This window comes from Gordonia sp. LMA167 (genome assembly GCF_058130025.1).
This window is the reverse complement of sequence record NZ_CM176708.1, coordinates 391,935-411,902: the sequence shown is the minus strand read 5'-3', so window position 1 is coordinate 411,902 and position 19,968 is coordinate 391,935. Positions and strand designations below refer to the sequence as shown.

The 19,968-nt window shown below is 65.1% G+C and carries 21 protein-coding genes; 11 read left to right on the top strand and 10 right to left on the bottom strand.

Annotated features, from left to right (window positions below):
* Window positions 1–5: 5 nt before the first annotated feature.
* Window positions 6–905, bottom strand: coding sequence for a DUF7064 domain-containing protein (locus ACVT6V_RS01860; protein WP_489898121.1), 900 nt, complete (start codon window positions 903–905; stop codon window positions 6–8).
* Window positions 906–1,015: 110 nt separating this feature from the next.
* Between ACVT6V_RS01860 and ACVT6V_RS01855 the strand changes: the two genes are divergently transcribed.
* Window positions 1,016–1,624 (top strand): TetR/AcrR family transcriptional regulator, encoded by a 609-nt coding sequence (locus tag ACVT6V_RS01855; protein WP_489898120.1) that lies wholly within the window; start codon window positions 1,016–1,018, stop codon window positions 1,622–1,624.
* 203 nt (window positions 1,625–1,827) lie between these two features.
* Window positions 1,828–3,375, top strand: a complete 1,548-nt coding sequence (locus tag ACVT6V_RS01850) for a PEP-utilizing enzyme (protein WP_489900680.1) — start codon at window positions 1,828–1,830, stop codon at window positions 3,373–3,375.
* Window positions 3,376–3,409: 34 nt separating this feature from the next.
* On the opposite strand, the gene ACVT6V_RS01845 is transcribed toward ACVT6V_RS01850, so the two are convergent.
* Entirely contained in the window at window positions 3,410–4,321 is a 912-nt protein-coding gene (locus ACVT6V_RS01845) for a PaaI family thioesterase (RefSeq protein WP_489898119.1), read from the bottom strand.
* An 85-nt stretch (window positions 4,322–4,406) separates the two neighbouring features.
* On the bottom strand, window positions 4,407–5,351 hold the full coding sequence (locus ACVT6V_RS01840; protein ID WP_489900679.1) for a hypothetical protein: 945 nt from the start codon (window positions 5,349–5,351) through the stop codon (window positions 4,407–4,409).
* A 224-nt stretch (window positions 5,352–5,575) separates the two neighbouring features.
* Here ACVT6V_RS01840 and ACVT6V_RS01835 point away from each other — a divergent pair, with 224 nt between their 5' ends.
* A complete protein-coding gene (locus ACVT6V_RS01835) occupies window positions 5,576–6,205 on the top strand; it encodes a TetR/AcrR family transcriptional regulator (RefSeq protein WP_489898118.1) in 630 nt (209 codons plus the stop codon).
* A gap of 33 nt (window positions 6,206–6,238) precedes the next feature.
* On the opposite strand, the gene ACVT6V_RS01830 is transcribed toward ACVT6V_RS01835, so the two are convergent.
* From ACVT6V_RS01830 to ACVT6V_RS01820, 3 genes are all read right to left on the bottom strand, one after another.
* Window positions 6,239–7,390: an acyl-CoA dehydrogenase family protein gene (locus tag ACVT6V_RS01830; protein WP_489898117.1), complete on the bottom strand. Its 1,152-nt coding sequence runs from the start codon at window positions 7,388–7,390 to the stop codon at window positions 6,239–6,241.
* Window positions 7,387–8,544, bottom strand: coding sequence for an acetyl-CoA C-acetyltransferase (locus ACVT6V_RS01825; RefSeq protein WP_489898116.1), 1,158 nt, complete (start codon window positions 8,542–8,544; stop codon window positions 7,387–7,389). The genes ACVT6V_RS01830 and ACVT6V_RS01825 overlap by 4 nt, the downstream gene beginning before the upstream one ends.
* 144 nt (window positions 8,545–8,688) lie before the next feature.
* On the bottom strand, window positions 8,689–9,516 hold the full coding sequence (locus tag ACVT6V_RS01820; protein WP_489898115.1) for a hypothetical protein: 828 nt from the start codon (window positions 9,514–9,516) through the stop codon (window positions 8,689–8,691).
* 102 nt (window positions 9,517–9,618) lie between these two features.
* Between ACVT6V_RS01820 and ACVT6V_RS01815 the strand changes: the two genes are divergently transcribed.
* Window positions 9,619–10,608: a spirocyclase AveC family protein gene (locus ACVT6V_RS01815; RefSeq protein ID WP_489898114.1), complete on the top strand. Its 990-nt coding sequence runs from the start codon at window positions 9,619–9,621 to the stop codon at window positions 10,606–10,608.
* Window positions 10,609–10,629: 21 nt separating this feature from the next.
* Here ACVT6V_RS01815 and ACVT6V_RS01810 read toward each other — a convergent pair whose 3' ends face one another.
* The 4 genes from ACVT6V_RS01810 to ACVT6V_RS01795 all read right to left on the bottom strand — a co-directional run bounded on the left by ACVT6V_RS01810 (window position 10,630) and on the right by ACVT6V_RS01795 (window position 14,372).
* Window positions 10,630–12,195, bottom strand: coding sequence for an acyl-CoA carboxylase subunit beta (locus tag ACVT6V_RS01810; protein WP_489898113.1), 1,566 nt, complete (start codon window positions 12,193–12,195; stop codon window positions 10,630–10,632).
* Window positions 12,196–12,238: 43 nt separating this feature from the next.
* On the bottom strand, window positions 12,239–12,841 hold the full coding sequence (locus tag ACVT6V_RS01805; RefSeq protein WP_489898112.1) for a TetR/AcrR family transcriptional regulator: 603 nt from the start codon (window positions 12,839–12,841) through the stop codon (window positions 12,239–12,241).
* Between the two features lie 83 nt (window positions 12,842–12,924).
* Window positions 12,925–13,581 carry a TetR/AcrR family transcriptional regulator gene (locus ACVT6V_RS01800; protein ID WP_489898111.1) on the bottom strand — a complete coding sequence of 219 codons (657 nt, stop codon included), beginning with the start codon at window positions 13,579–13,581 and terminating at the stop codon, window positions 12,925–12,927.
* On the bottom strand, window positions 13,578–14,372 hold the full coding sequence (locus ACVT6V_RS01795) for an SDR family NAD(P)-dependent oxidoreductase (RefSeq protein WP_489898110.1): 795 nt from the start codon (window positions 14,370–14,372) through the stop codon (window positions 13,578–13,580). The genes ACVT6V_RS01800 and ACVT6V_RS01795 overlap by 4 nt, the downstream gene beginning before the upstream one ends.
* A gap of 105 nt (window positions 14,373–14,477) precedes the next feature.
* On the opposite strand from ACVT6V_RS01795, the gene ACVT6V_RS01790 reads away from it, so the two are divergent.
* From ACVT6V_RS01790 to ACVT6V_RS01760, 7 genes are all read left to right on the top strand, one after another.
* A complete protein-coding gene (locus tag ACVT6V_RS01790; RefSeq protein ID WP_489898109.1) occupies window positions 14,478–14,930 on the top strand; it encodes a MaoC family dehydratase in 453 nt (150 codons plus the stop codon).
* The gene (gene fabG, locus ACVT6V_RS01785) at window positions 14,927–15,676 is read left to right on the top strand and encodes a 3-oxoacyl-ACP reductase FabG (protein WP_489898108.1); all 750 of its coding nucleotides are present in this window, start codon (window positions 14,927–14,929) and stop codon (window positions 15,674–15,676) included. Before ACVT6V_RS01790 ends, fabG begins: the two co-directional genes overlap by 4 nt.
* Entirely contained in the window at window positions 15,673–16,464 is a 792-nt protein-coding gene (locus tag ACVT6V_RS01780) for an enoyl-CoA hydratase/isomerase family protein (protein ID WP_489898107.1), read from the top strand. Before fabG ends, ACVT6V_RS01780 begins: the two co-directional genes overlap by 4 nt.
* The gene (locus tag ACVT6V_RS01775) at window positions 16,461–17,276 is read left to right on the top strand and encodes an enoyl-CoA hydratase/isomerase family protein (protein ID WP_489898106.1); all 816 of its coding nucleotides are present in this window, start codon (window positions 16,461–16,463) and stop codon (window positions 17,274–17,276) included. The genes ACVT6V_RS01780 and ACVT6V_RS01775 overlap by 4 nt, the downstream gene beginning before the upstream one ends.
* A gap of 23 nt (window positions 17,277–17,299) precedes the next feature.
* Complete coding sequence (locus ACVT6V_RS01770; protein ID WP_489900678.1) at window positions 17,300–18,082, top strand: enoyl-CoA hydratase/isomerase family protein; 783 nt, start codon at window positions 17,300–17,302, stop codon at window positions 18,080–18,082.
* A 62-nt stretch (window positions 18,083–18,144) separates the two neighbouring features.
* On the top strand, window positions 18,145–19,419 hold the full coding sequence (locus ACVT6V_RS01765) for an aromatic ring-hydroxylating oxygenase subunit alpha (RefSeq protein WP_489898105.1): 1,275 nt from the start codon (window positions 18,145–18,147) through the stop codon (window positions 19,417–19,419).
* A gap of 41 nt (window positions 19,420–19,460) precedes the next feature.
* Window positions 19,461–19,955, top strand: a complete 495-nt coding sequence (locus ACVT6V_RS01760) for an aromatic-ring-hydroxylating dioxygenase subunit beta (protein ID WP_489900677.1) — start codon at window positions 19,461–19,463, stop codon at window positions 19,953–19,955.
* Window positions 19,956–19,968: the final 13 nt, after the last annotated feature.

The window sequence follows — 19,968 nt, the reverse complement described above, 5'->3', positions numbered from 1 at the left end:
ACTCCTCAGCAGACCCGGTGGACAATGCCCTGCTCGAAGAACCCGGCACCGCCACTGCCGTCGAGGTCGAGCGACATGAAGTCGTCATACGTACCGAACGCGGGTCCTTCGGTTGCCGATCCCATCGGGACGAAGAAGCCGCCGTGGCGCTCGGCGAGTGCGCATTGATGCTCCGCGCCGTCGGCGGTCGTCATGCGCGCGTAGAGGTACTGGGCGGCGGCGGTGCGCCCGAACGTGACGTCGGTGATGTGGCGACTCCCGGATTGCCCGATCAGGTAACCGTCCGTTGCCAGTGTGCCGTCGGCACCGAGGAACTTCATGACCGACAAGAATGCGTCGTCGAAGACGGCGACGAGACCCGCGTACTCGGCCCATTGGGCGGATTCGTCCCGGAAACCCCAGGTGCGATCACGCATCCCGAATCCGTCCACCTCGTGGGTCTGACCACGCAGTACCGCGCGGCCGCGCATGGTGCAGGCCTGCTGGAAGTGTTGCAGGGGCTTGCCCGGAACCAACGGCGGGATCAGATCGTGCAGCGAGAAGTCCGCCGCGGTGTACAGGGGGAGGTTCACGAACTCCGCCTGGAGGTCGGGGTGGTCGACGGTGATCCTCCCGTCGAATCCGAAGGTGATCGATTCGCTCGCAAACGAACCGCGATCCAGCGGTTCGATGATCTCGATCTCGGTGTGGCCGATCAGCAGGGAGCAGCGTGCGCGCCGCGCGCCACTCGCGTTGGGCGAGGTGGAGAGGTGGAAGCTGCCGAAGGTGGAGCGCTCGACATCCCAATACGACAGGTAGGCGTTGTCTTTCCAGATCGGATCGCCCTGGCCGGCCGCATCGTCGTGCAGTGGCTCCGCCAGGCTGCCCCAATCGGTCGAACGGGGCAGTGGCTCGGTGACGGTCATCGTCAGCCTCCCTCTCGAGGTTGATTTTGAAGTAGAAATAGAAACTGAAAGCGAATCTACAACGTATACTTGCTTGTGGCAAGTGTCACATCGACAGGCTGGAGAGCCCCATGCCACACGGCGCTGGGTTGGACGTCGCGCAGATCGTCGGCGCCTCGTTGGCAATCGCCGACGAGGAGGGAGTCGACAGGCTCACCATGCGTAGGCTCTCGCAGGAGCTGGGGGTCACCCCGATGGCGATCTATCGCCACGTTGCGAACAAGGACGAGCTTCTCGCTCTGGTTCTCGACGACTCCATGCGGATTGTCCGGCATGTTGATCCGGCAGGGGATGTGACTGTCGAACTCGTGCGATGGGGGATGGACTTCCATCGCCTTCTGGTCGGGCATCCGTCGCTGGCGCGCGAGATGGCCACCACGCGCCTCGAGGGGGAGGCGGCGCTGACCGCTGCTGCCGCGATTCTCGAATGCGCGGCCACGGCCGGAATCCCGCCCGATCGCGCCGACGAACTCCTGGTCACCCTCTTCAGTTTCGTCCTCGGCTCCGCGCTGTACCGGGTGTCACGTTCGGATGCGGCGCGCCGGTTCGGTGGACGCTCGCTCCCGGAGGCTGTCGGGGGCAGCGCGACGGCAGCCGTGCGTCAGAGGCTGGCCGGAATCGAACTGTCAGACGGACAGTTGCGCGACGCGATCAGGTTGGTGGTCAACGGGTATCGCTGACGGACGGAGGGCGGCTCTCCTTGAGGGGCGCACCCCGAAGATTTTCGAATTGCACGTAGAAAATCTCCGTACCGGGGTGTTTAATCAGGGCCACGCGCAATCGCGCCGGACGAACGGAGACGACCATGGACGTTCTGCACACCGATTCACCGCCCGATGCATCGTGGAGTTCGGTCAATCTGGCCGAGGCGGTGCCGGGCGTCATGACGCCGCTCACCGCCAGCATCTGGGTACCCGCCAGCGAACTCGGATTGCGCGCTCCGTTCCGTGCGATGGGAGTTGTGGACAAGGGGCGTGCCGGCATCCCCGACGACCCGCTGGACAGGATCACTGGGGCCTTTTATGGGCGGATGGCGGTCCGCGTCGACTTCCTCTGCGAGATGGGCGATCTCATTCCGGGCCAGTCCGGTGATGCACTCGCCCGGGACTTCTTCGGATTCGTTCCCGACGACTTCGTGAGTCATCCGTCGAACCGCCGCCTGCCGGCAATCGTGATGCGCTATCCCCGCACTCTGATGGGCGTCGCGCGGACGATCGAGCGACGCAGGACGGAAACGGATGCGTGGTGGCGTAAGTCGATCGCGCACGTCGACTCGCTCAGCCTCGCGGAGACTCGCGGTCTGCTGACCGACGCCGTGTGCCGCTTCACCGGTGCTCTCGAGGAACAGGCCGTGGTCAGCGCATGCGCCATCCAGCTCGTTCACGAGCAGATCACCGCTCTCGCCGAGGCGGCCGGCGTGGACGTCACCGACCTGTTGCGGGGTCATGGCTCACACGAGGAGTCCGCGGTGCTCGCCGACATGTGGTCGGTCTCACGGGACGTGCTGTCGCTCGACGAGTTCCTCCGACGTCACGGCTATCACTGTGCAGGCGAAGGCGAGACCGCCGCGGTCAGTTGGCGCGAGGACCCGGCGCCGGTGACGCGACTTGTCGACCAGTTCGCAGCACGACCGGAAAGCGAGAGCCCTCTCATGCGGGCCGAACAGTTGGCAGGCTCGGCTGCCGAGGCCGAACGACTGTTGCATGCTGATGGTCCCGCCGGCCGGCTCCGCACCTCGATCACGCTCCGCCTGGCGCGACGCTTCATCCCGCTGCGCGGTGTCGGCAAGGTGAGCTACCTGCAATGCCTCGACGTGGTGCGAGCCTGCGCACGACGGATCGGCGCCGAAGCGGTTGCCGCGGGAACCCTGGACGACGTCGACGCAGCGTTCTACTTCACCGCAACCGAACTCGCCAGTCTGCTGTCGGTCGATGCAGGCCGAATCGCGGTACAGCGCAAGGCTCGACGAGCCGAGTTTCAGGGCATGACCGTGCCGCCGACGTGGCGGGGCAATCCGCCGGCCGAGCAGGTCGTGGTGACCGATGTCGACCGTGGAACCGCCGACCGTGGAACCGCGGACCGTGGAACCGCGGACCGTCTCGTCGGCGTCGGTGCGTGCGCGGGGGTGGTCGAGGGTCGTGCTGTTGTCGTGACGGACCCCGGCGAGTCCGAACTCGACGACGGGGACATCCTCATCGCGCACACGACCGATCCGTCGTGGGTGTCGCTCATGTTCCTCTCGGCGGGGCTCGTCGTCGACATCGGCGGGTTGATGAGCCACGCAGCGGTGGTGGCGCGCGAGCTGGGGGTGCCGTGCATCATGAACACGGGTAGGGGTACATCCTTGATCGAGACAGGCGACATCATCCGGATCGACGGCGGGACCGGATGTGTGGAGATCTTGTCCAGAAGGGCGTCTGCCGTGAGCTGATGACCCGGAGTCGGCTGTCCTCGATGCGACACGATCAGCGATGTCGCCGGTGGCGGATCACTGAGCACCGGGCGTGCGCGTGGTCGCGTCCCGAGGAACCCGCCAGGGTGACAGCAACGTTCACCAGCCGGCGGCCGGAGCGCACGAGTGATCCGTGCCAGGTGACGACTTCCTCGGAACGTGGCGAGCCCAGGAGATCCACGCTGATCTCGGCGAGAGACATGGCATCGGAACCATCTCGGACGAGCTCGGCGGTCAGCTGGGAGACCTCCATGGCGGTCGCGAAGACGACGCCACCGTGTACAGATCCGAGCGGGTTCAGCATCCAGGTCGCGGGCGTCCAGATGCCGCCGACGTCTGTGTCCGTGACCCGCGTGACGTCGAGATTCAATGCGGCGGGAAACGGCGCGGATATGGCGTGCCGCGAAGCGAACAATTCGAGTCGGGTCCGACCGACGAGCCCGTCGTCCACCTGCGTCTCCGTGGCGGTGCTGGGTGACGTCACGTCATCGAGCCGTGCCGCCGATTGTGCCCGGTGCACCGGCATCGCCCGGCAATGCGCAATCGCGAGGGGACCGGCCTGGCCATCGAGCAGTCCGGAGGTGATGATCGTGTCCGATCGGGTGTCGACCTGAACCCCCGTGGCACGGCCGCGAATGGTCTCGCCGAGTAGCGGATTCGCCGAGAACGACGCCGTCAGTGAGGACATGACCTGTGTTCCGTCACTCGCCGCGGCGAGGTAGGCGGCCGATCCGAGGGTGGTGTCGATCAGCGGACCCAGCGACGCAGTGGAGATGTTTCCGTCGATGCCGGTGTGCCAGGCTTCGGCGCGCTGCACGAAGGTGATCGAACCCGTCGTCTCATCGAGCTCCTCGAGCGTGATACCCATTGCTGCGGAGGCATTGTCGGCATCGAATATCGGCAGGCTGTAGATTGGCTCGTTCATCTGTGAGCACACTACTCTCGGCGACGGGAAGCGGCACCGGCATGGGCCGGTGCCGCTTCGACGGTGGTGATCTGAACACGCGCTCCTACACCAGTGCGGGCTCGCGCTCCTGCTGCGGTCCGAAGAACGCCTGCTTCGGGTCCTCGGGGTCTACCGCAAGGGCCTCTCGTGCGCCGGGGCCTGCCTCGTCGAGCATGCGCTCCCACAAATTCTGGCGACTGGCCTTGCTGAAGCCTAGGCGGGAGTAAGCGAACAATCGCCACAGGGTCCAGCGAGGGGCCGGCTCGGACTCCTTGCGGCCCACGAGGTGATGCAGGACGAACATCCAGCCGACCATCATCACCATCATCACTGCGGCGGCGATCCAGCGGACCCAGGTCGGCAACGACGCATTGTGGGCCAGGATGTGCACCCAGCCGACCCCGAAGTACGCCACCATCATGCCGAACGGAGCGACCAGCAGCAGGAGGAGTTTCGATGCGCCCTTGAGCCGCGGTACGGCGTAGGCGAGGATGGCGCCGATGGTCACGAACGAGCCGCCGTTGATGAAGCCCCACCAATAGGGGAAGTTGAAGAGCTCGAACGGCTGGGTGCCGTAGTAGAGGTAGACGCCGAGATTGATGCCGATGGTCTCCATCACCGCATCGGTGATGATGCCCATCCCGAGCAGCATGACAAAGGTCATCCGGTGCGCACCGTTACGAATGACGAAGTAGCACCAATAGGCTTCCAGGCCGAGGAAAGCGACATAACAGAGCGGGATGAGCGCCGGCACCGTGATCCCGAAGTTCGTGAACGCCGGGATGAGGTTCTCCGCCCAGTGCAGGTGTCCGAGCAGGTCGAGCATCGGCTCGAGGAGGCTGCAGATCAGGCCGCTGGCCATCACCAGCAGAGGGATGTAGTTCTTGCTCTTGACGGCAGCGCGGATGGCCCACGGCAGGGCGAATATCACGACCGCCGCACCGGCGATGAAGAAAAACGCGATCTCGGCCGGCAAGCCCGCCGTGAAGTCGCCGGGCGCCGGCTGCATGTTGGGGGGCCACCCCTCTTCGCTGACCAGCGGCCAACTGTCGGCCGCGAGTGTGAATGCAGTACTCACTGTCAATCGCCTTCCTGTGATGGCATGCCCCACCGGGGCGCTTGTGTACTGGCTCACACTAGCAAAAGCCAGACACTATGTATACCTATTTTTGAAACCCGTATAAATTAACCTGGTCGCGTCGCGTGACTACAGTGATCGGTAGGGTTGTCGGAGTGGCCGGTGGTACGAGAACCCGTGGGCGACAGCGCTCTGCCGAAGCGGAGGGTGAGATCGCGGAGGAGATCTACGCGGCCACGCTTGCGCTCATGGCGGAGGCGCCATTCGGAGACATCAGCGTCGCGCAGATCCTGAAACGTGCACAGGTCTCGCGTGCGACGTTCTACTCGTATTTCTCGTCGAAGATCGCCGTGCTCCGTGGACTGCTCGAACGAGCCATGGCCGACATCTCGGAGACGGTCTCCCCGTTTCTGAATCGCGCACCTGACGAACAGCCTGGTCTTGCCCTGGAGCGCAGCATCCGTGCGGTGACGCAAACCTGGCACCGTCATCGGCTGGTGCTGCGGGCGGTGGCGGACAACTGGCCGAGCGAGCCAGAGATCAAGGCGCTCTGGCTGACTCTGACCGAGGGGCTGATCGAGGCCGGGGCGCGAGAGATCGACAGTGAGCGCGAAGCCGGCATGATCGTGACCTCGGTTCCGAGTCGACAGCTCGCGTCGACTCTGTTCTGGGGAACCGAACGAGTGCTCTATATCGCGGGTCTCGGTGTCGACCCGAACCTCGGGGCGGAGGAGTCACTCGTCGATCCTCTGGTCACCCTGTGGCAGGGAGCGTTGTACCGATGACGCCGCACTCTGCAATGGGTTTCGAGCACAACGTCAATCGCTGACCAGATCCCGTCCGATGATCTCCTTCATGATCTCCGTCGTGCCGCCGTAGATGGTCTGCACCCGCGTGTCCACGTACGCTCGCCCGACGTCGTACTCGGCCATGTAGCCATACCCGCCGTGCAATTGCAGGCAGCGATCGATGACGCGCTTCTGGAGTTCGCTCACGTACCACTTCCCCTCGGCCGCGTCGATGGGAGTTAATTCGCCTGCGTTGTAGGCCAGTACGGACTTGTCGACGTAGGCCTCGGCGATGTCGATCTCCGTCTTCATCTCGGCCAGTTCGAAGCGGACGTGTTGCAGATCGGTGAGGGAGCCGCCGAAGGCTTTACGGTCGCGGCAGTAGGCGATGGTCTTGGCGTGGATCGCCCGAGTGACGGCGAAAGCCTTGGCGGTGACCCCGAGCCGCTCGCGGGGAAGATGGCTCATCAGGTAGGGCAACCCCTTGCCCGCGTCGCCGAGGAGGTTCGCGTGTGGGACCCGGGCGTCGTCGAAGAACAGCTCCGCGGTGTCCTGCGCGGGCAGCCCGATCTTGTCCAGCTTGCGGCCTCGTTCGAATCCGGGCGTATCCCGCTCGACGACGAACAGACTGAACCCGCGAGAACCGGCCTCCGAGTCGGTCTGGGCTGCAACGACCACGAGGTCGGCCATGATGCCGCTCGAGATGAACGTCTTCTGGCCGTTGAGAATCCACTCGTCACCTTCGCGTCGCGCGCTGGTGCGAATGCCGCGTAGGTCACTGCCAGCGCCTGGCTCCGTCATGGCCAGGGCGCCGATCAGATCGCCGGTCGCGAACCCAGGCAGCCATCGAGACTTCTGCTCATCGTTGGTGAGGTCGAGCAGGTAGTGCAGAACCAGATCGTCCTGGAGGCTGATGGTGGTGTTGAACGAGAGCGCGTTGATCCGTGCGGTCTCCTCGCACACGACCATGCGGTAGCGATAGTCGGATTCTCCTGCACCGCCGTACTCTTCGCCGATCTGCAATGCGTAGATGCCGGCCTTCGCCGCGCGCGAGAACACGCTGGGATCGATCCATCGATCGGCATCCCACTGGTCCTTGTACGGCTCGACCTCTCGGCGGAGGAACTCACGGACGGTCTCGCGATAGGCCTCGTGATCTTCGGAGTACAGTTCGCGCCTCATGAGTCGAGCCGTTCGATGATGGTGACGTTGGCCTGCCCACCGCCTTCGCACATGGTCTGCAGTCCGTATCGGCCACCGGTGCGCTCGAGTTCGTGGAGCATGGACGTCATCAGCCGGGCGCCGGTACAGCCGATCGGATGCCCCAGGGCGATGGCGCCGCCGTTGGGGTTCACCTTCGTCGGGTCGGCACCGATGTCGGCGAGCCAGGCGAGGATCACCGGCGCGAATGCCTCGTTGACCTCGAATGTGTCGATCTCGTCGATGGAGATCCCAGTTCGCTTGAGGGCGTGCTGGGTCGCCGGAATCGGGGCCGTCAGCATCATCACCGGATCTGCGCCGCGCACCGACAGATGGTGAATTCGGGCGCGGGGAGTGAATCCGAACCGCTTGACGCCGGCTTCGGAAGCGATGAGCAGAGCGGCCGCCCCGTCAGAAATCTGGCTGGCGACTCCGGCCGTCACCTTGCCACCTTCGGTGAGGGTCTTGAGGCCGGCGAGTTTCTGCGCACTGGTGTCCCGCCGGGGGCCTTCGTCGACTGCGACCCCGAAGGCCGGCACGATCTCGCGGGCAAAATGGCCGGCGTCGATGGCAGCGACCGCGCGCGTGTGGCTGGCCAGCGCGAACTCCTCGCACTGCGCACGGCTGATGTCCCACCGGTCGGCGATCAGTTCGGCGGCGCGGAACTGCGATATCTCCTCAGTGCCGTAGCGCTCCTCCCAGCCGGCACAGTCGGTCCATGGATCCGACGAGCCGTACGGTTCGCCGGCGCCGAACGCGCACAGGATCGGGTACTGACTCATCTTCTGCACGCCACCGGCCACGATGACATCGCTGGTGCCGCTCATGACGCCCTGGGCGGCGAAGTGCACCGCCTGTTGCGCGGATCCGCATTGGCGGTCGATGGTCACGCCCGGTACGGAATCCGGAAGGCCGGCGGCGAGCGCTGCCGTACGGGCGATGTCGCCGGCCTGGGACCCGAGATTGTCGAGGCATCCGAGGATCACGTCGTCGATCGCAGCCGGGTCGAAGTCGTTGCGATCGACCAGCGTCCTGATCACCTGCGCTGCCATATCGGCCGGGTGTGCACTGGCGAATCCGCCGCCGCGCTTACCGACGGCCGTGCGCGCAGCGTCGACTATGTATGCCTCGGGCATGGGTTCACTCCTTGAGATTCGGCCGGCACGGGCCGGCGCAGGCGGCTTCGGACAACGGTTTCGTGCGCCAGCATCTTATAATTTAACATAGAATCAAAACTGGGAGATCACGTGATCGCGGTGACGCGAACCATGCACGTCAGGTCACCGGCTGGTGGCCAGGCCGATGGCGGTACGGACCGGCTCGGTCCGAAGGTCCGGGTCCCGGACCGGTTGTCCCGCGACGAGGTGCTTGCCCAGCATGCCGATGGTCCAGGCGATCGCGCCGACGACGGTGAGGGCGGCGAAGCAGACCGCGACCATGTTCGGATCGTCGACGGAGTGGCGCACGGAGAGGTAGAAGATCCCGCCGCCGAAGAGCCCCATCGCGAATGCGCTGGGCACCAGCATGAGCAGATACAGTTGCGCGGCACCGCGCAGCAGCGGGACCAGCCGGTAGGCGACGATTCCGCTGACCACCGCGGACATCGCGTTGGTGAACCCGAGGAAGGCGGGGTAGCCGAACACCACGAACGGCTGACTGTCCTGGTAGCAGTAGACGTGCAGGATGCTGATGTAGGTGATCTCGGCGACCAGTGCCATCGCTGCGATCGACGCGTACATGGCCCAGACGGTACGCATCTGCGGGTGGCGGGCAAGCGTCCGCGCAATGATGACGGTGGCTCCCCCGTAGAACGCCACGTATGCGGCAGGCACCCAGACCGGTTGTGAGCTACCGAAAGTGGTGTAGAGGTGCCATTGGTTCTCGTGATAGAACCACAGGCCGTACAGGTGATCGAACAACGGTTCCATCAGGCATGTCAGCCCGCCGGAGACAGTGAGGATCGCCGGCCACACGATCCGTTCACGTAGGCAGATGCGCACGACGAAGATGATCGCGGCGATCGCGAGCCCGTAAGTGAGTCCGGTGGCGAACCACTGTCCCACCTCGTTCACCGGCTGGTCGATGCCGTCGGTTGTCACCGGAGCCATGGTCTTCCTCCTCGGACAGAAAAACTCTAATGTGTGTTAAAAAGTACCATAACTTGAGTTATAGTGTGGTCCATCACAGGACAGAGAGAGGGAGACTCGACCATGACAGTCGTGGAACCGACTGGCAGGCAGGCGGAACATCAGGCGGTTCCGCCGTTGCGTCGACGTGGGCCGACAACGTTTCTCGCCGCGATCGGGCTCGTGTGGTTCCTGGTGTGCGTCAACACGATAGCCCGATGGGTGACATCGGATACCGAGTTCCGTCCGGCGCCGCGGCTGGGCCCGGACGAGATGGCCGACTGGCGGATGATCGCGCTACGAGTGTTCGAGGTGATCAGTCTGTTGGTACTCGCCGTGTTCATCTGGTTCTCGGTGGTCCAGCCCATTCGCAAGACCGGAAAGCTGAGCCTGGACGGACGGTTCGTGATCGGTGGGCTGATCTGCTTCGTGGCCGACGCGTTCCTCAATGTTCAGCAGTATTTGTTCGCGTGGAACAGTGCGAACGTGAACATGGGGGTGTGGGTTCGGTTCCTGCCGTTCCACAATCCGGACGCGCCCAGCCGCTACGCGGAATCGTTGATCTGGGGGCCTCCGATGTATGTCTACTTCTGTGCGGGGGTGGCGATCGTGGCCTGCCATCACGCGAAGAAGGTGCGGCAGCGATGGCCGGCGATCAGCAAGGTGACGTTGTTCGTGTGGATCTTCATCGCCGAGTTCCTGTTCGATTTCGTCGTCGAGAACGTGGTCATCCGGACCACGCACGCGTATGCGTTCGCCAAGACCTACGAGCCGTTGACACTGTGGGCCGGTGAGGTACACCAGTTCCCGATCTACGAATCGATCCTCGTTGCCGGTGTCGGTTGTGTGTTCACGTGGATGCGGATGGAGGCCGAGGACCATCCGAAGGGGCTCTCGCCCATCGAGGCGGGTCTAGATCACTGGCGACCGGGCCTGCAGGGGTGGGTGCGCAATTTCGCGGTGTTGGGCTTCTGCATGGTGACTCTGGTGTTCGTGTATCACCTGCCGTTCAACTGGCTCGGGCTGATCGGCACGTCGATGGCGGACCTGCCGAGCTACCTGCTGCCCGGCTGAGTGTGCTCGACAGTGCAGAGATCAGATCGGTGAGATCGATCTGCGCTTGCCGGGCACGCGTGGACCGCGCCGTCGGCATCGCGTCAGCGACTCGGCGAGCAACTCGCGCGTCGCGGATGGTTCCACCACGTCGTCGATCCCGAAACCTGAAGCCGCGCGGACCGGATCGACCAGCCCTCGGAACTCGGCGATGAGCTCGGTGCGTCGGGTGTCCGGGTCGACGGCCGCCTCGACCTCGCGCCGATACGCGATGTCGACGGCACTCTCGATCGGCATCGCGCAGATCTCGGCGGTCGGCCAGGCCAACGCGAGATCCGCGTCGATGCTGCGACCACCTCCCATCGCGATGTAGGCCGCCCCGTACCCCTTGCGCATGGTGACCGTGAATCGCGGCACCGTGGCCTGGCAGAGTTCGTACATCAGGCGACCGCTGCGCCGCGCCAACTGGCTCGATTCGGCGGCACTGCCGATCAGGAATCCGGGCAGGTCGATGAGAATGATCAGCGGAAGGCCGAACGCATCGCAGACGGCGACGAAGTGTGCGGCCTTCTCGCATGCGGCGCTGTCGAGCGCACCCCCGAGATGTGCTGGCTGGTTCGCGACGATCCCGACCGGCCGTCCCTCGATCCGAGACAGGCAGGTGACGATGTTGCGGGCGGCGGCGGCGCGCAATTCGAGTACGCCGTCGCGATCCGACAGCGCGTCGATCACGTCGAGGACGTCGTAGGCCTGGCGTAACGAGGTCGGCACAAGAGCGTCGATGTCGACCTCCCCAGGACAGCCCGAACCCGTCGGTGCCACGCCATCGGCGTGTGCCGGAAAGTAACTCAGATAGGCGCGAACCGCGTCGAGGGCTTCGTACTCGTCGTCGGCGGCAACATCGGCGACACCGTTGGCGGTCTGAACATCGGCGCCGCCGATCTCTTCGTTGGTCAGTCGTTCACCGGTGCCCGCGAGTACGAACGGTGCAGCCGACATGCCCAGGGTTGAACTGCCGCGGACCATCACGACGAAATCACACAGCGCCGCCAGGTTGCTGGCGAGGCCGAACCCCGGGCCCATCATCACTGTCACGGTCGGTACGTGACCGGACAGGTCCACCAGACGCGTCAACATGGGTGATCCCACGGCGGCGAGCCGGGAATCGAGTCCTTCCTGGATACGATGCCCGCCGCCGTCGCAGAGCAGGATGAGCGGGATGCGATCGCGTAACGATCGGTCCACGCACCGTTCGATCTTGCGCATGCCGACATCACCATTGCTGCCGCCGAGGACAGTGAAGTCGAATGCCGCGATGGCTGCCGGTCTTCCGTCGATACGACCTATGCCGGTGATCACTCCGTCTGCGGGTGCCGATTGCGTCCGGGGAAGCCCCTCCGGGGTCGCCAGGGCGCCGAACTCGACGAAAGATGATCCACCAGTGAGGATTTCGATCCTCTCCCGAGCGGAGGACTTGCCTCGTTCGTGTTGGCGCGCGATCGCCGCGGGTCGCCCGGCATCGAGGACCGCCGCGTGTGCATCGCGAACGCTGGCATGCACGTCGAGGCGGGGATCGGCGTGCGGTGTCGTCGTGGACTCCAGGCTCATCGGTCTCCTTCGACTCGGTCGACGTGAGCCGGAGAACTCGCAGTCACCGGTTGCGTCGTTGGGGTTCTGCCGGCCGGGGTGTGGTGGGTGAGGATGTGGTCGCCGATTCGTTGCGGAGTGCGGCCGCGAGCTGTTCCGCCGTCCACGCGAGGACGCCGACATCGCGTGGGAGGGTCGTCTGCTCGTAGCCGATGAGCAGGAAGAGTGCCCAGCTGGCATAGCGGTGGGCACGCTCTGGACCGAGGTCGAGCAGGTCCGCCACCACCTCGTACACGAGGTCGTAACGTTGGCGATCCACTCGCTCCACGACAACGCGGACGTCCGGATCGATGGAGCCCCATGTTCGGATCGCTCCCTCGGCGCCGTGTGGCAGCGCGAGTCCGTATTCGAGAAGCCGATCGATGCGCTTGTCGGGGTCGGTCTCGGCACGAAGCTCGGCGACATCGAGCCTGGTCCTCGAATCGAACCAATACTCCGGCAGCTGCTCGGTGTAGGCCGCCCAGTTCTTGAAGAAGTGATAGAAGGATCCGGTTGTCACACCCATTCGCCGGCAGACTTCGGACAGCTTGAGTGCGCCGTATCCCGCTGATGCCAGCACGTCGAGGCCAGTCTCGAAGTACGCGTCGCGCGACGCCGTGCCCGCCATCAGCCCACCGTATCGAAGTGCGCTCGCCACGCCGGCTGTCCCGGTCTCCGTGTCGGGACGCAGCCGTGTCGGACCCGCCGGATTCAGTCATCGTGCAATTCCTCCACGGGGTGTGCCAGGTGACCGAACAGCGCTCGGGCCACCATTGTCTGTGCAGTCGAGACCACGACGGCGATACTCGCGTCGCCGTGTCGCCACCATTCAGGAGTCCAGTTCAGGGCGCCGACGACCATCATCCGGGCCACCGGCAGATCGAGCCCGGGAGAGACGCAGCCTTGCGCGGCGGCCTCTTCGAGGAGGTCGCGCCACAGTGAGTGGTAGGCGTCGCTCTCCACCTTGAGGGTTTCGCGCATCGACGGCGGGACATGCCCCAGGTTGCGGGTCACCGCCGTCGCGAAGTCGGACAGTTCGAGTTCGATCCTGAGGTGTGCTTCGACGGCAGCCATCACTCGCTCGACGGGATCGGAGGATGCGCATGCGGTGAGGCAATAGCTCACGTGTGTGAGGACACGTTGCTGACCGACGCGCAAGACCTCCGTCACGAGCTCGTCGCGCGACGCGAAGTAGTGGTACATGGCGGGGGCGCGCAGGCCGGCCAGCGCTGCGATATCCGTCAAGCGTGTGGCCGCATAACCCTGCTCACTGAGGACGCTTGCTGCGGCATCGAGGATGCGGTCCCGCGTGTTCACCGTGCCTTGACGGCTGGTGTTGTCCTGTCGGGTCGTCGGGTCGATGGTCATGGCATCGTGTAGCCGCCGGAGACCGAGAACATCTGGCCGGTGATCTGCCGGGCGGCGACCCCGGAGGACAACCACACGACGGCGTTCGCAACATCTGCGGCAGTGGTCAGCCGTCGCATCGGTGTGCCCTTCGTCATGAACTCGGTTTGTTTGGCGTCGAAGATCGCAGCGTCTGCTGCCCAGAGACTCTGGGTGCCGATGGCCTCGGGGCCCTCTGGTAGGACCAACCCCGGGCATACGATGTTGGAGCGCACGCCCTTTCGTCCGTACTCCTTGGCGGTGGTGCGGGCCAGCGCCACGACGGCTGCCTTTGTCGCGCCGTACACGCCTTGGCGTATCTGGCCGAATGCGGCGTCGCTTGAGACGAACACGATCGACCCTGCGCCTTCGCTGACCAGGTGAGGGAGTGCGGCCTGGGTGGTCGCAATCGATGCGAACAGATTCACCTCCACCAACCGCTGCCACCGACCGCGGTCCGTGTCGTCGCCGAGGAATCCTGGCACGCTCCATCCGGCGTTGTTGACCACGGCGTCGAGACCGTCCCACGCGCTCACGGTGCTCGCTACCGCACGCTCAGGGACTTCGGGCTCGGAGAGGTCACCTCCCACCACTCGCACGTCCTTCGCCCCGCGGTCCAGCGCTTCCTGCGCAACCCGCTCCGCTTGATCGACATCGATGTCGCAGAGTGTGATCCGACTGCCCTCGGCCGCGAACCCGTGCACGATGCCCCTTCCGATGTTCGATGCACCACCGGTCACCAGCACGCGCGCGTCGGCGAGTCCGAGTTCCATCAGGGTGTCCTCTCCATTTGGTCGGCCCCGGAACGGACCGGACGGTTGACTGCGACCGTATTCTAATTTACATTCGATTCAAAAGTATAGTCCATAAGGAGCCTGATGAAGACCTTTGACGGACTCGACGACCTGGTCGAGGCAAGTGGATGTGACCTCGGAAAGACCGAATGGGTCGAGATCGACCAAACGCGCATCGATGCGTTCGCGGATGCCACCGGCGATCATCAGTGGATTCACGTCGATACGACCCGTGCGGCCGACGGACCGTTCGGTGCGACCATCGCTCACGGCTTCCTAACCTTGTCGATGCTTCCGGTCCTGCTCAACAGCCTGTATCGCGTCACCGGCGTGGCGATGGCAATCAACTACGGCCTGAACAAGGTCCGGTTTCCCCACCCGGTGCCATCGGGGGCCCGAATTCGGGGGAACGCGACGATCGTCGGCGTGGACAAACTCGAGGGCGCGGTGGACCTGACCTTCTCCACGGCGATCGAGATCGAGAATGTGACGAAGCCGGCGTGCGTTGTCGAATCTGTCGTGAGGTACGTCCTATGAGCGATCTCCTGGCGGAACGAACCGCCGTCGTCACCGGCGCTGCGCAGGGAATCGGCTATGAGATCGCCGCAGCGCTCGGCGCGGCTGGGGCGAACGTCGTCCTCGCGGATATCGAGCAGGGAACCGTCGAGGCGGCCGCCGAGAAGCTGAACGCCGAGATCGGCACCCGTTTCCGCGGCATCGCCGCGGACGTGACCAACGAGGTTGACGTCGAGCGGTTGGTCGCGACCACCGTCGACGGGTTCGGCGCGCTCGACATCTACGTCAACAACGCAGGCGTCACCCGGGATGCGTCCCTCAAGAAGATGACGGTCGCGGATTTCGATCAGGTCATCACCGTCCACCTGCGCGGGACCTGGCTCGGGGTGCGCGCCGCGTCAGGGGTGATGCGGGAGGCGAAACGCGGTTCGATCATCAACATCTCGTCACTGTCCGGAAAGTCGGGGAACCCCGGGCAGACCAACTACAGCGCCGCGAAGGCCGGGATCGTCGGCCTGACCAAAGCGTCGGCCAAGGAGCTCGCGCACCACAACGTCCGGGTGAATGCGGTGCAACCCGGCTTGATCCGCACCGCCATGACGGCCGCGATGCCGCCGGATGCGTTCGCCGAGCGCGAGGCGGCGATCCCGATGAAGCGCGCCGGCGAACCTACGGAGGTGGCCGGCCCGGTCGTCTTCCTGGCCTCGGACCTGTCGAGCTACATGACCGGCGCGGTCCTCGAGGTCGGCGGCGGGAGGCTGATGTGAGTACCACCGAGCGTGCAACGACTCCGGTGCTGACCGAGGTACGCAACGGTGTGGGGTGGATCGAACTGAACCGCCCCGACGCGCGCAACGCGATCACGGTCGCCCTCGCCCGCGCCTTGCGCGACGCGATCGTCGCCCTCGCCGACGATGACCACGTCCGGGTGATCGTCATCCGCGGCGCCGGCGGGCACTTCTGTGCCGGAGGGGACTTCGACGAGGTCACGCGCCTGTCCGCGCAGGGGCCAGACGCTCTGCGCGTGCTCTTCGACACTTTCGCCGGAGCTTGCGACGCCTTCGACAAGGTCGGTACACCGGTGGTCGTCGCAGTCCACGGTGATGCGATGGCCGGTGGATTCGAACTGATGCAGGCGGCCGATCTCGTTCTGGTGAGCCGTGGTGCACGCATCGCCGACAACCACGTCCGCTTCGGCATGATCCCCGGTGGCGGTGGATCTCAACGACTGCCGCGTCTCGTCGGACCGCAACGCGCCCTCGGTCACATCCTGAGCGGTGATCGGATGGACGGCGAGCAGGCCGTCGCCTGGGGCCTCGCGTACCGGGTGTTCGAGGACGAGGAATTCGACACTGCGGTAAAGCAATTCGCCGAGCGCATCGCGGAGTTCGATGTGCTGGCTACCACGGCGATCAAGCGACTGGTGCGTACCGGACTTCGTCGTTCGCTGGAGTCCGGACTCGAACTCGAACGCTCCGCCGTCGTCGACCACATCATCGGCGGGGCCGGGGCGCGCGGAGCCGAGGCATTCGCCACACGAGGAGGACGAGCATGACCGACACGCTGGACAGCCGCGTCACCGACGCGCCTGTGCTCTACGACGCCGTCGATGGTATCGCGCGGATTCGACTCAACCGCCCGAACGCGGCAAACGGAATGAACGTGGAACTCCTGCAGGCTCTGCATGCGGCGATCTTGCGTTGCCATGCCGATCCGGATGTGCGGGTTGTCGTCCTCAGTGGCGAAGGGCGCAACTTCTGCGCGGGCGGGGACGTCAAGACCTTTGCGTCCAAGGGCGAAGCATTGCCCGATTACCTCCGCGAGGCGACCGCGTGGCTGCAACTCGCCACCGGCGCGCTGATCACCCTGAAGGTCCCGGTGATCGCCAAGATCCACGGATTCGCCGCCGGCGGGGGAGGTTTCGGTCTGGCCTGTGCGTCCGACCTCGTGATCGCAGGGGAATCGGCGAAGCTGTTCTCCGGTGCCGTCCGGGTCGGTATGGCGCCGGACGGCGGTACCACGGTGACCTTGACCCAGCTGGTAGGTCTGCGACGTGCGATGGACATCCTGCTCACCAACCCGACACTGAGTGCCGCGGCGGCCGAGGAACTCGGGATCGTGTCACGCGTGGTCGCCGACGACGAGCTCGATTCGGCCGTCGACATCTTGGCGCACCAGTTGGCGGCATCGGCTCCGCTCGCGTTGTCAGAGACCAAGAGACTCATATGGGCGGGCGTCGGCGCGACCGTCGCAGCCCAACTCCCCGACGAGGCGCGCACTGTGTCCGCGCTGTCCGGAACGGTGGACTCGCGTGAAGGGTTGGCCGCGGTCATCGAACGTCGCGAACCGAGGTTCATCGGACGATGAGTGCCGACACGACTCGCATGTCCATGGCTGGAGCACCCGACCCGATCCACGTCGCTGACGACGCCGCGGTTCGGGTGATCACCCTCAACCGGCCGGAGCGGCGCAACGCCATCGACTTGCCGCTCCGATACGCACTAGCTGCCGCCATCGAGAGCGCGATGACGGAGGAGTCGGTGCGCGCGGTGGTCCTGACCGGCGCCGGCGGGGCCTTCTGCTCCGGCGGAGACATCTCCACCATGAGCCGTCAGGCCCCGGCAGAGACGAGACCTCGCGCCGAGGCGGCGCAGCGGGTGATCCGAGCCATCTGGACGGGATCGAAACCGGTGATCGCGGCTGTGGAAGGTCCCGCGTTCGGGGCCGGCACCGCACTCGCCATCGCGTGCGACCGGGTGATCGCCGCCGCCGACGCGGTGTTCGGGACCACCTTCACCGGAGTCGGATTGGCGGGCGACATGGGCATCTTCGCGAGTCTCCCCGCGCGTGTCGGTGTCGCGACCGCCCGGCAACTGCTCATGCTGCCCCGCAAGGTGGTGGGAACCGAGGCGATCGAGCTGGGCCTCGCCGACGCGATCTGCCCGTCGGGCGAGGCGTTGGCTCACGCCCTGTCCGACGCCCGGCGGCTTGCCGACGGCCCTCCGCTGGCGCTCGCCGCCATCAAGGCTCAGCTCGGCGAATGGCCGAAGGATCGACTCCAGGATCTCGACGACGAGGTGGAGCACCAGGTCCGACTCTGGGACAGCGCCGATTTTGCCGAGGGCGTGGCGGCGTTCGCCGAACGCAGGCCACCCAGATTCTCCGGGGTCTGAGGCCACCCGCAAGCCGACCCGAACAGCCCGTCAGCCCACGAGACCGAAGAGAGGTTCGCCCGATGACCGCGACATTGCCATCCGACGCACCGTCGGAACGCCGACTAGACCAGCTCATCCAGCCCACTCGCGTGCACGGATCGCTCTACAGCGACCCGCAGATCTTCGCTGCGGAGATGGAGAAGATCTGGTACACCACCTGGGTCTTCGTCGGACATGAGAGTGAGGTTCCCGAGCCCAACGACTATGTCCGCAAGAAGCTCGGCCGCCAGGACGTGATCATGACCCGCGACCGGGACGGCGAGGTGCACCTGTTGCTCAACCGGTGCGCGCATCGGGCAAATCTGGTCTGTGATGATGCGCAGGGCAATTCGAGTTCGTTCCGGTGCCCCTATCACGGGTGGACCTACCGCAACACCGGTGAGCTCCTCGGGTATCCGTACAACAAGGGCTACGGCGGAAAGAACGCCGTCGACCTCAAGATGGGCTCGGTGCCACGGGTCGATTCCTACCACGGCTTCGTATTCGGCAGCTTCGCCACCGAGGGACCGACCCTGATCGAACATCTGGGAGCGGCGGCAGGCGAGATCGACCGCCTCGCCCGGTTGTCGCCCGAGGGCAAGGTCGCACTGGACGCGGGTTGGCTGCAGCACAAGACCCGGGCGAACTGGAAACTGCTGGCGGAGAACGAGACCGATGGCTATCACCCGCAGTTCGTGCACGGGTCGATCTTCGCGGTCACCGGCTCTCCGATCGGCGCACTCTACAGCGACAAGTCGACCGCCGTCACACGCAATCTCGGCGGCGGGCACAGTGAGAACGACCTCCGGCCGGAGTTCCGGAAGTTCAACGAGCCGATGCGGTGGTTCGGCACCAGCGAATCGCGGGTGCCCGACTATGTGGCCGCGATGCGGGCAAAGCATGGTGACGCAGCCGAGAAGATCCTGGTCGAGGGTGCACCCCACGTGATGATCTTCCCCAACCTCTTCATCGCGGAGATCCAGGTGTTCAACATCCAACCGGTGGCGGCGGACGAATGCGTGCAGTACTCGACCGCGGTGCAACTGGTGGGTGCGCCGGAACTGAACCGTCGGATGGTGTCGCAGTCGATCGGATCGGTCGGCCCGGCGGGCATGCTGCTCGCCGACGACACCGAGATGTACGAACGCAACCAGCGCGGAGTCGACGTCCGCGAACCGGAATGGCTGGACATCCGGCGCGGGGTTGCCCGCGAGGAAGAGGACGAGAACGGCTTCACGATCGGTACCGCCACCGACGAGACGGGCATGCGCGGGTTCTGGTCGCACTACAAGACCTTGATGGAGGCCAACCGGTGACTGTCGACACAACGAACGCACCTTCGGCGGAGCCCAACTCCATGGCCCCGGATGTCGACATCCGGGGCGTCGAGGCGTTTCTCTATCGGGAGGCCCGCTACGCCGACGAGAGCGACTACGACTCGTGGGAGGCGTTGTGGACCGACGACGCGATCTACTGGGTGCCCGCGGCGGACCCCGACGCCGATCCGCTCCGAACCGTGTCGGTGATCTATGACAACCGCAATCGGATCAGCACGCGGATGAAGCAGTTGCGTACCGGAAAGCGGTACGCCCAGGCCCCGCCGTCGAACCTACGACGCCTCATCTCCAACGTGGAGATCCTCGGCACCGTCACCACTGAGAGTGGCGACGTGGACGTCGAGGTCGGAGCCAATGTACTGGTTTTCGAGTCCCGGGAACGGAGCAACGAACTCTGGGGTGGTCGGGTGACCTACCGATTGCGGCCCACCGCAGATGGATTCGCGCTCTCGTACAAGAAGGTCGTCCTGGTAGACCACGAAAAGGCGATCCCCACCCTCGGCTTCCTCATCTGAGATGACGGTGATC

What these genes read in the sequence shown, in the direction of transcription:
- fabG (WP_489898108.1), top strand. Translation starts at nt 14,927, where the DNA reads ATGAGCGATCTCCTGGCGGAACGAACCGCCGTCGTCACCGGCGCTGCG.
- ACVT6V_RS01850 (WP_489900680.1), top strand. Translation starts at nt 1,828, where the DNA reads ATGACGCCGCTCACCGCCAGCATCTGGGTACCCGCCAGCGAACTCGGA.
- ACVT6V_RS01805 (WP_489898112.1), bottom strand. Translation starts at nt 12,841, where the DNA reads ATGGCGGGCACGGCGTCGCGCGACGCGTACTTCGAGACTGGCCTCGAC.
- ACVT6V_RS01800 (WP_489898111.1), bottom strand. Translation starts at nt 13,581, where the DNA reads ATGACCATCGACCCGACGACCCGACAGGACAACACCAGCCGTCAAGGC.
- ACVT6V_RS01825 (WP_489898116.1), bottom strand. Translation starts at nt 8,544, where the DNA reads ATGCCCGAGGCATACATAGTCGACGCTGCGCGCACGGCCGTCGGTAAG.
- ACVT6V_RS01845 (WP_489898119.1), bottom strand. Translation starts at nt 4,321, where the DNA reads ATGAACGAGCCAATCTACAGCCTGCCGATATTCGATGCCGACAATGCC.
- ACVT6V_RS01830 (WP_489898117.1), bottom strand. Translation starts at nt 7,390, where the DNA reads ATGAGGCGCGAACTGTACTCCGAAGATCACGAGGCCTATCGCGAGACC.
- ACVT6V_RS01860 (WP_489898121.1), bottom strand. Translation starts at nt 905, where the DNA reads ATGACCGTCACCGAGCCACTGCCCCGTTCGACCGATTGGGGCAGCCTG.
- ACVT6V_RS01840 (WP_489900679.1), bottom strand. Translation starts at nt 5,351, where the DNA reads ATGCAGCCGGCGCCCGGCGACTTCACGGCGGGCTTGCCGGCCGAGATC.
- ACVT6V_RS01765 (WP_489898105.1), top strand. Translation starts at nt 18,145, where the DNA reads ATGACCGCGACATTGCCATCCGACGCACCGTCGGAACGCCGACTAGAC.
- ACVT6V_RS01760 (WP_489900677.1), top strand. Translation starts at nt 19,461, where the DNA reads ATGGCCCCGGATGTCGACATCCGGGGCGTCGAGGCGTTTCTCTATCGG.
- ACVT6V_RS01820 (WP_489898115.1), bottom strand. Translation starts at nt 9,516, where the DNA reads ATGGCTCCGGTGACAACCGACGGCATCGACCAGCCGGTGAACGAGGTG.
- ACVT6V_RS01770 (WP_489900678.1), top strand. Translation starts at nt 17,300, where the DNA reads ATGGCTGGAGCACCCGACCCGATCCACGTCGCTGACGACGCCGCGGTT.
- ACVT6V_RS01855 (WP_489898120.1), top strand. Translation starts at nt 1,016, where the DNA reads ATGCCACACGGCGCTGGGTTGGACGTCGCGCAGATCGTCGGCGCCTCG.
- ACVT6V_RS01810 (WP_489898113.1), bottom strand. Translation starts at nt 12,195, where the DNA reads ATGAGCCTGGAGTCCACGACGACACCGCACGCCGATCCCCGCCTCGAC.
- ACVT6V_RS01815 (WP_489898114.1), top strand. Translation starts at nt 9,619, where the DNA reads ATGACAGTCGTGGAACCGACTGGCAGGCAGGCGGAACATCAGGCGGTT.
- ACVT6V_RS01790 (WP_489898109.1), top strand. Translation starts at nt 14,478, where the DNA reads ATGAAGACCTTTGACGGACTCGACGACCTGGTCGAGGCAAGTGGATGT.
- ACVT6V_RS01795 (WP_489898110.1), bottom strand. Translation starts at nt 14,372, where the DNA reads ATGGAACTCGGACTCGCCGACGCGCGCGTGCTGGTGACCGGTGGTGCA.
- ACVT6V_RS01775 (WP_489898106.1), top strand. Translation starts at nt 16,461, where the DNA reads ATGACCGACACGCTGGACAGCCGCGTCACCGACGCGCCTGTGCTCTAC.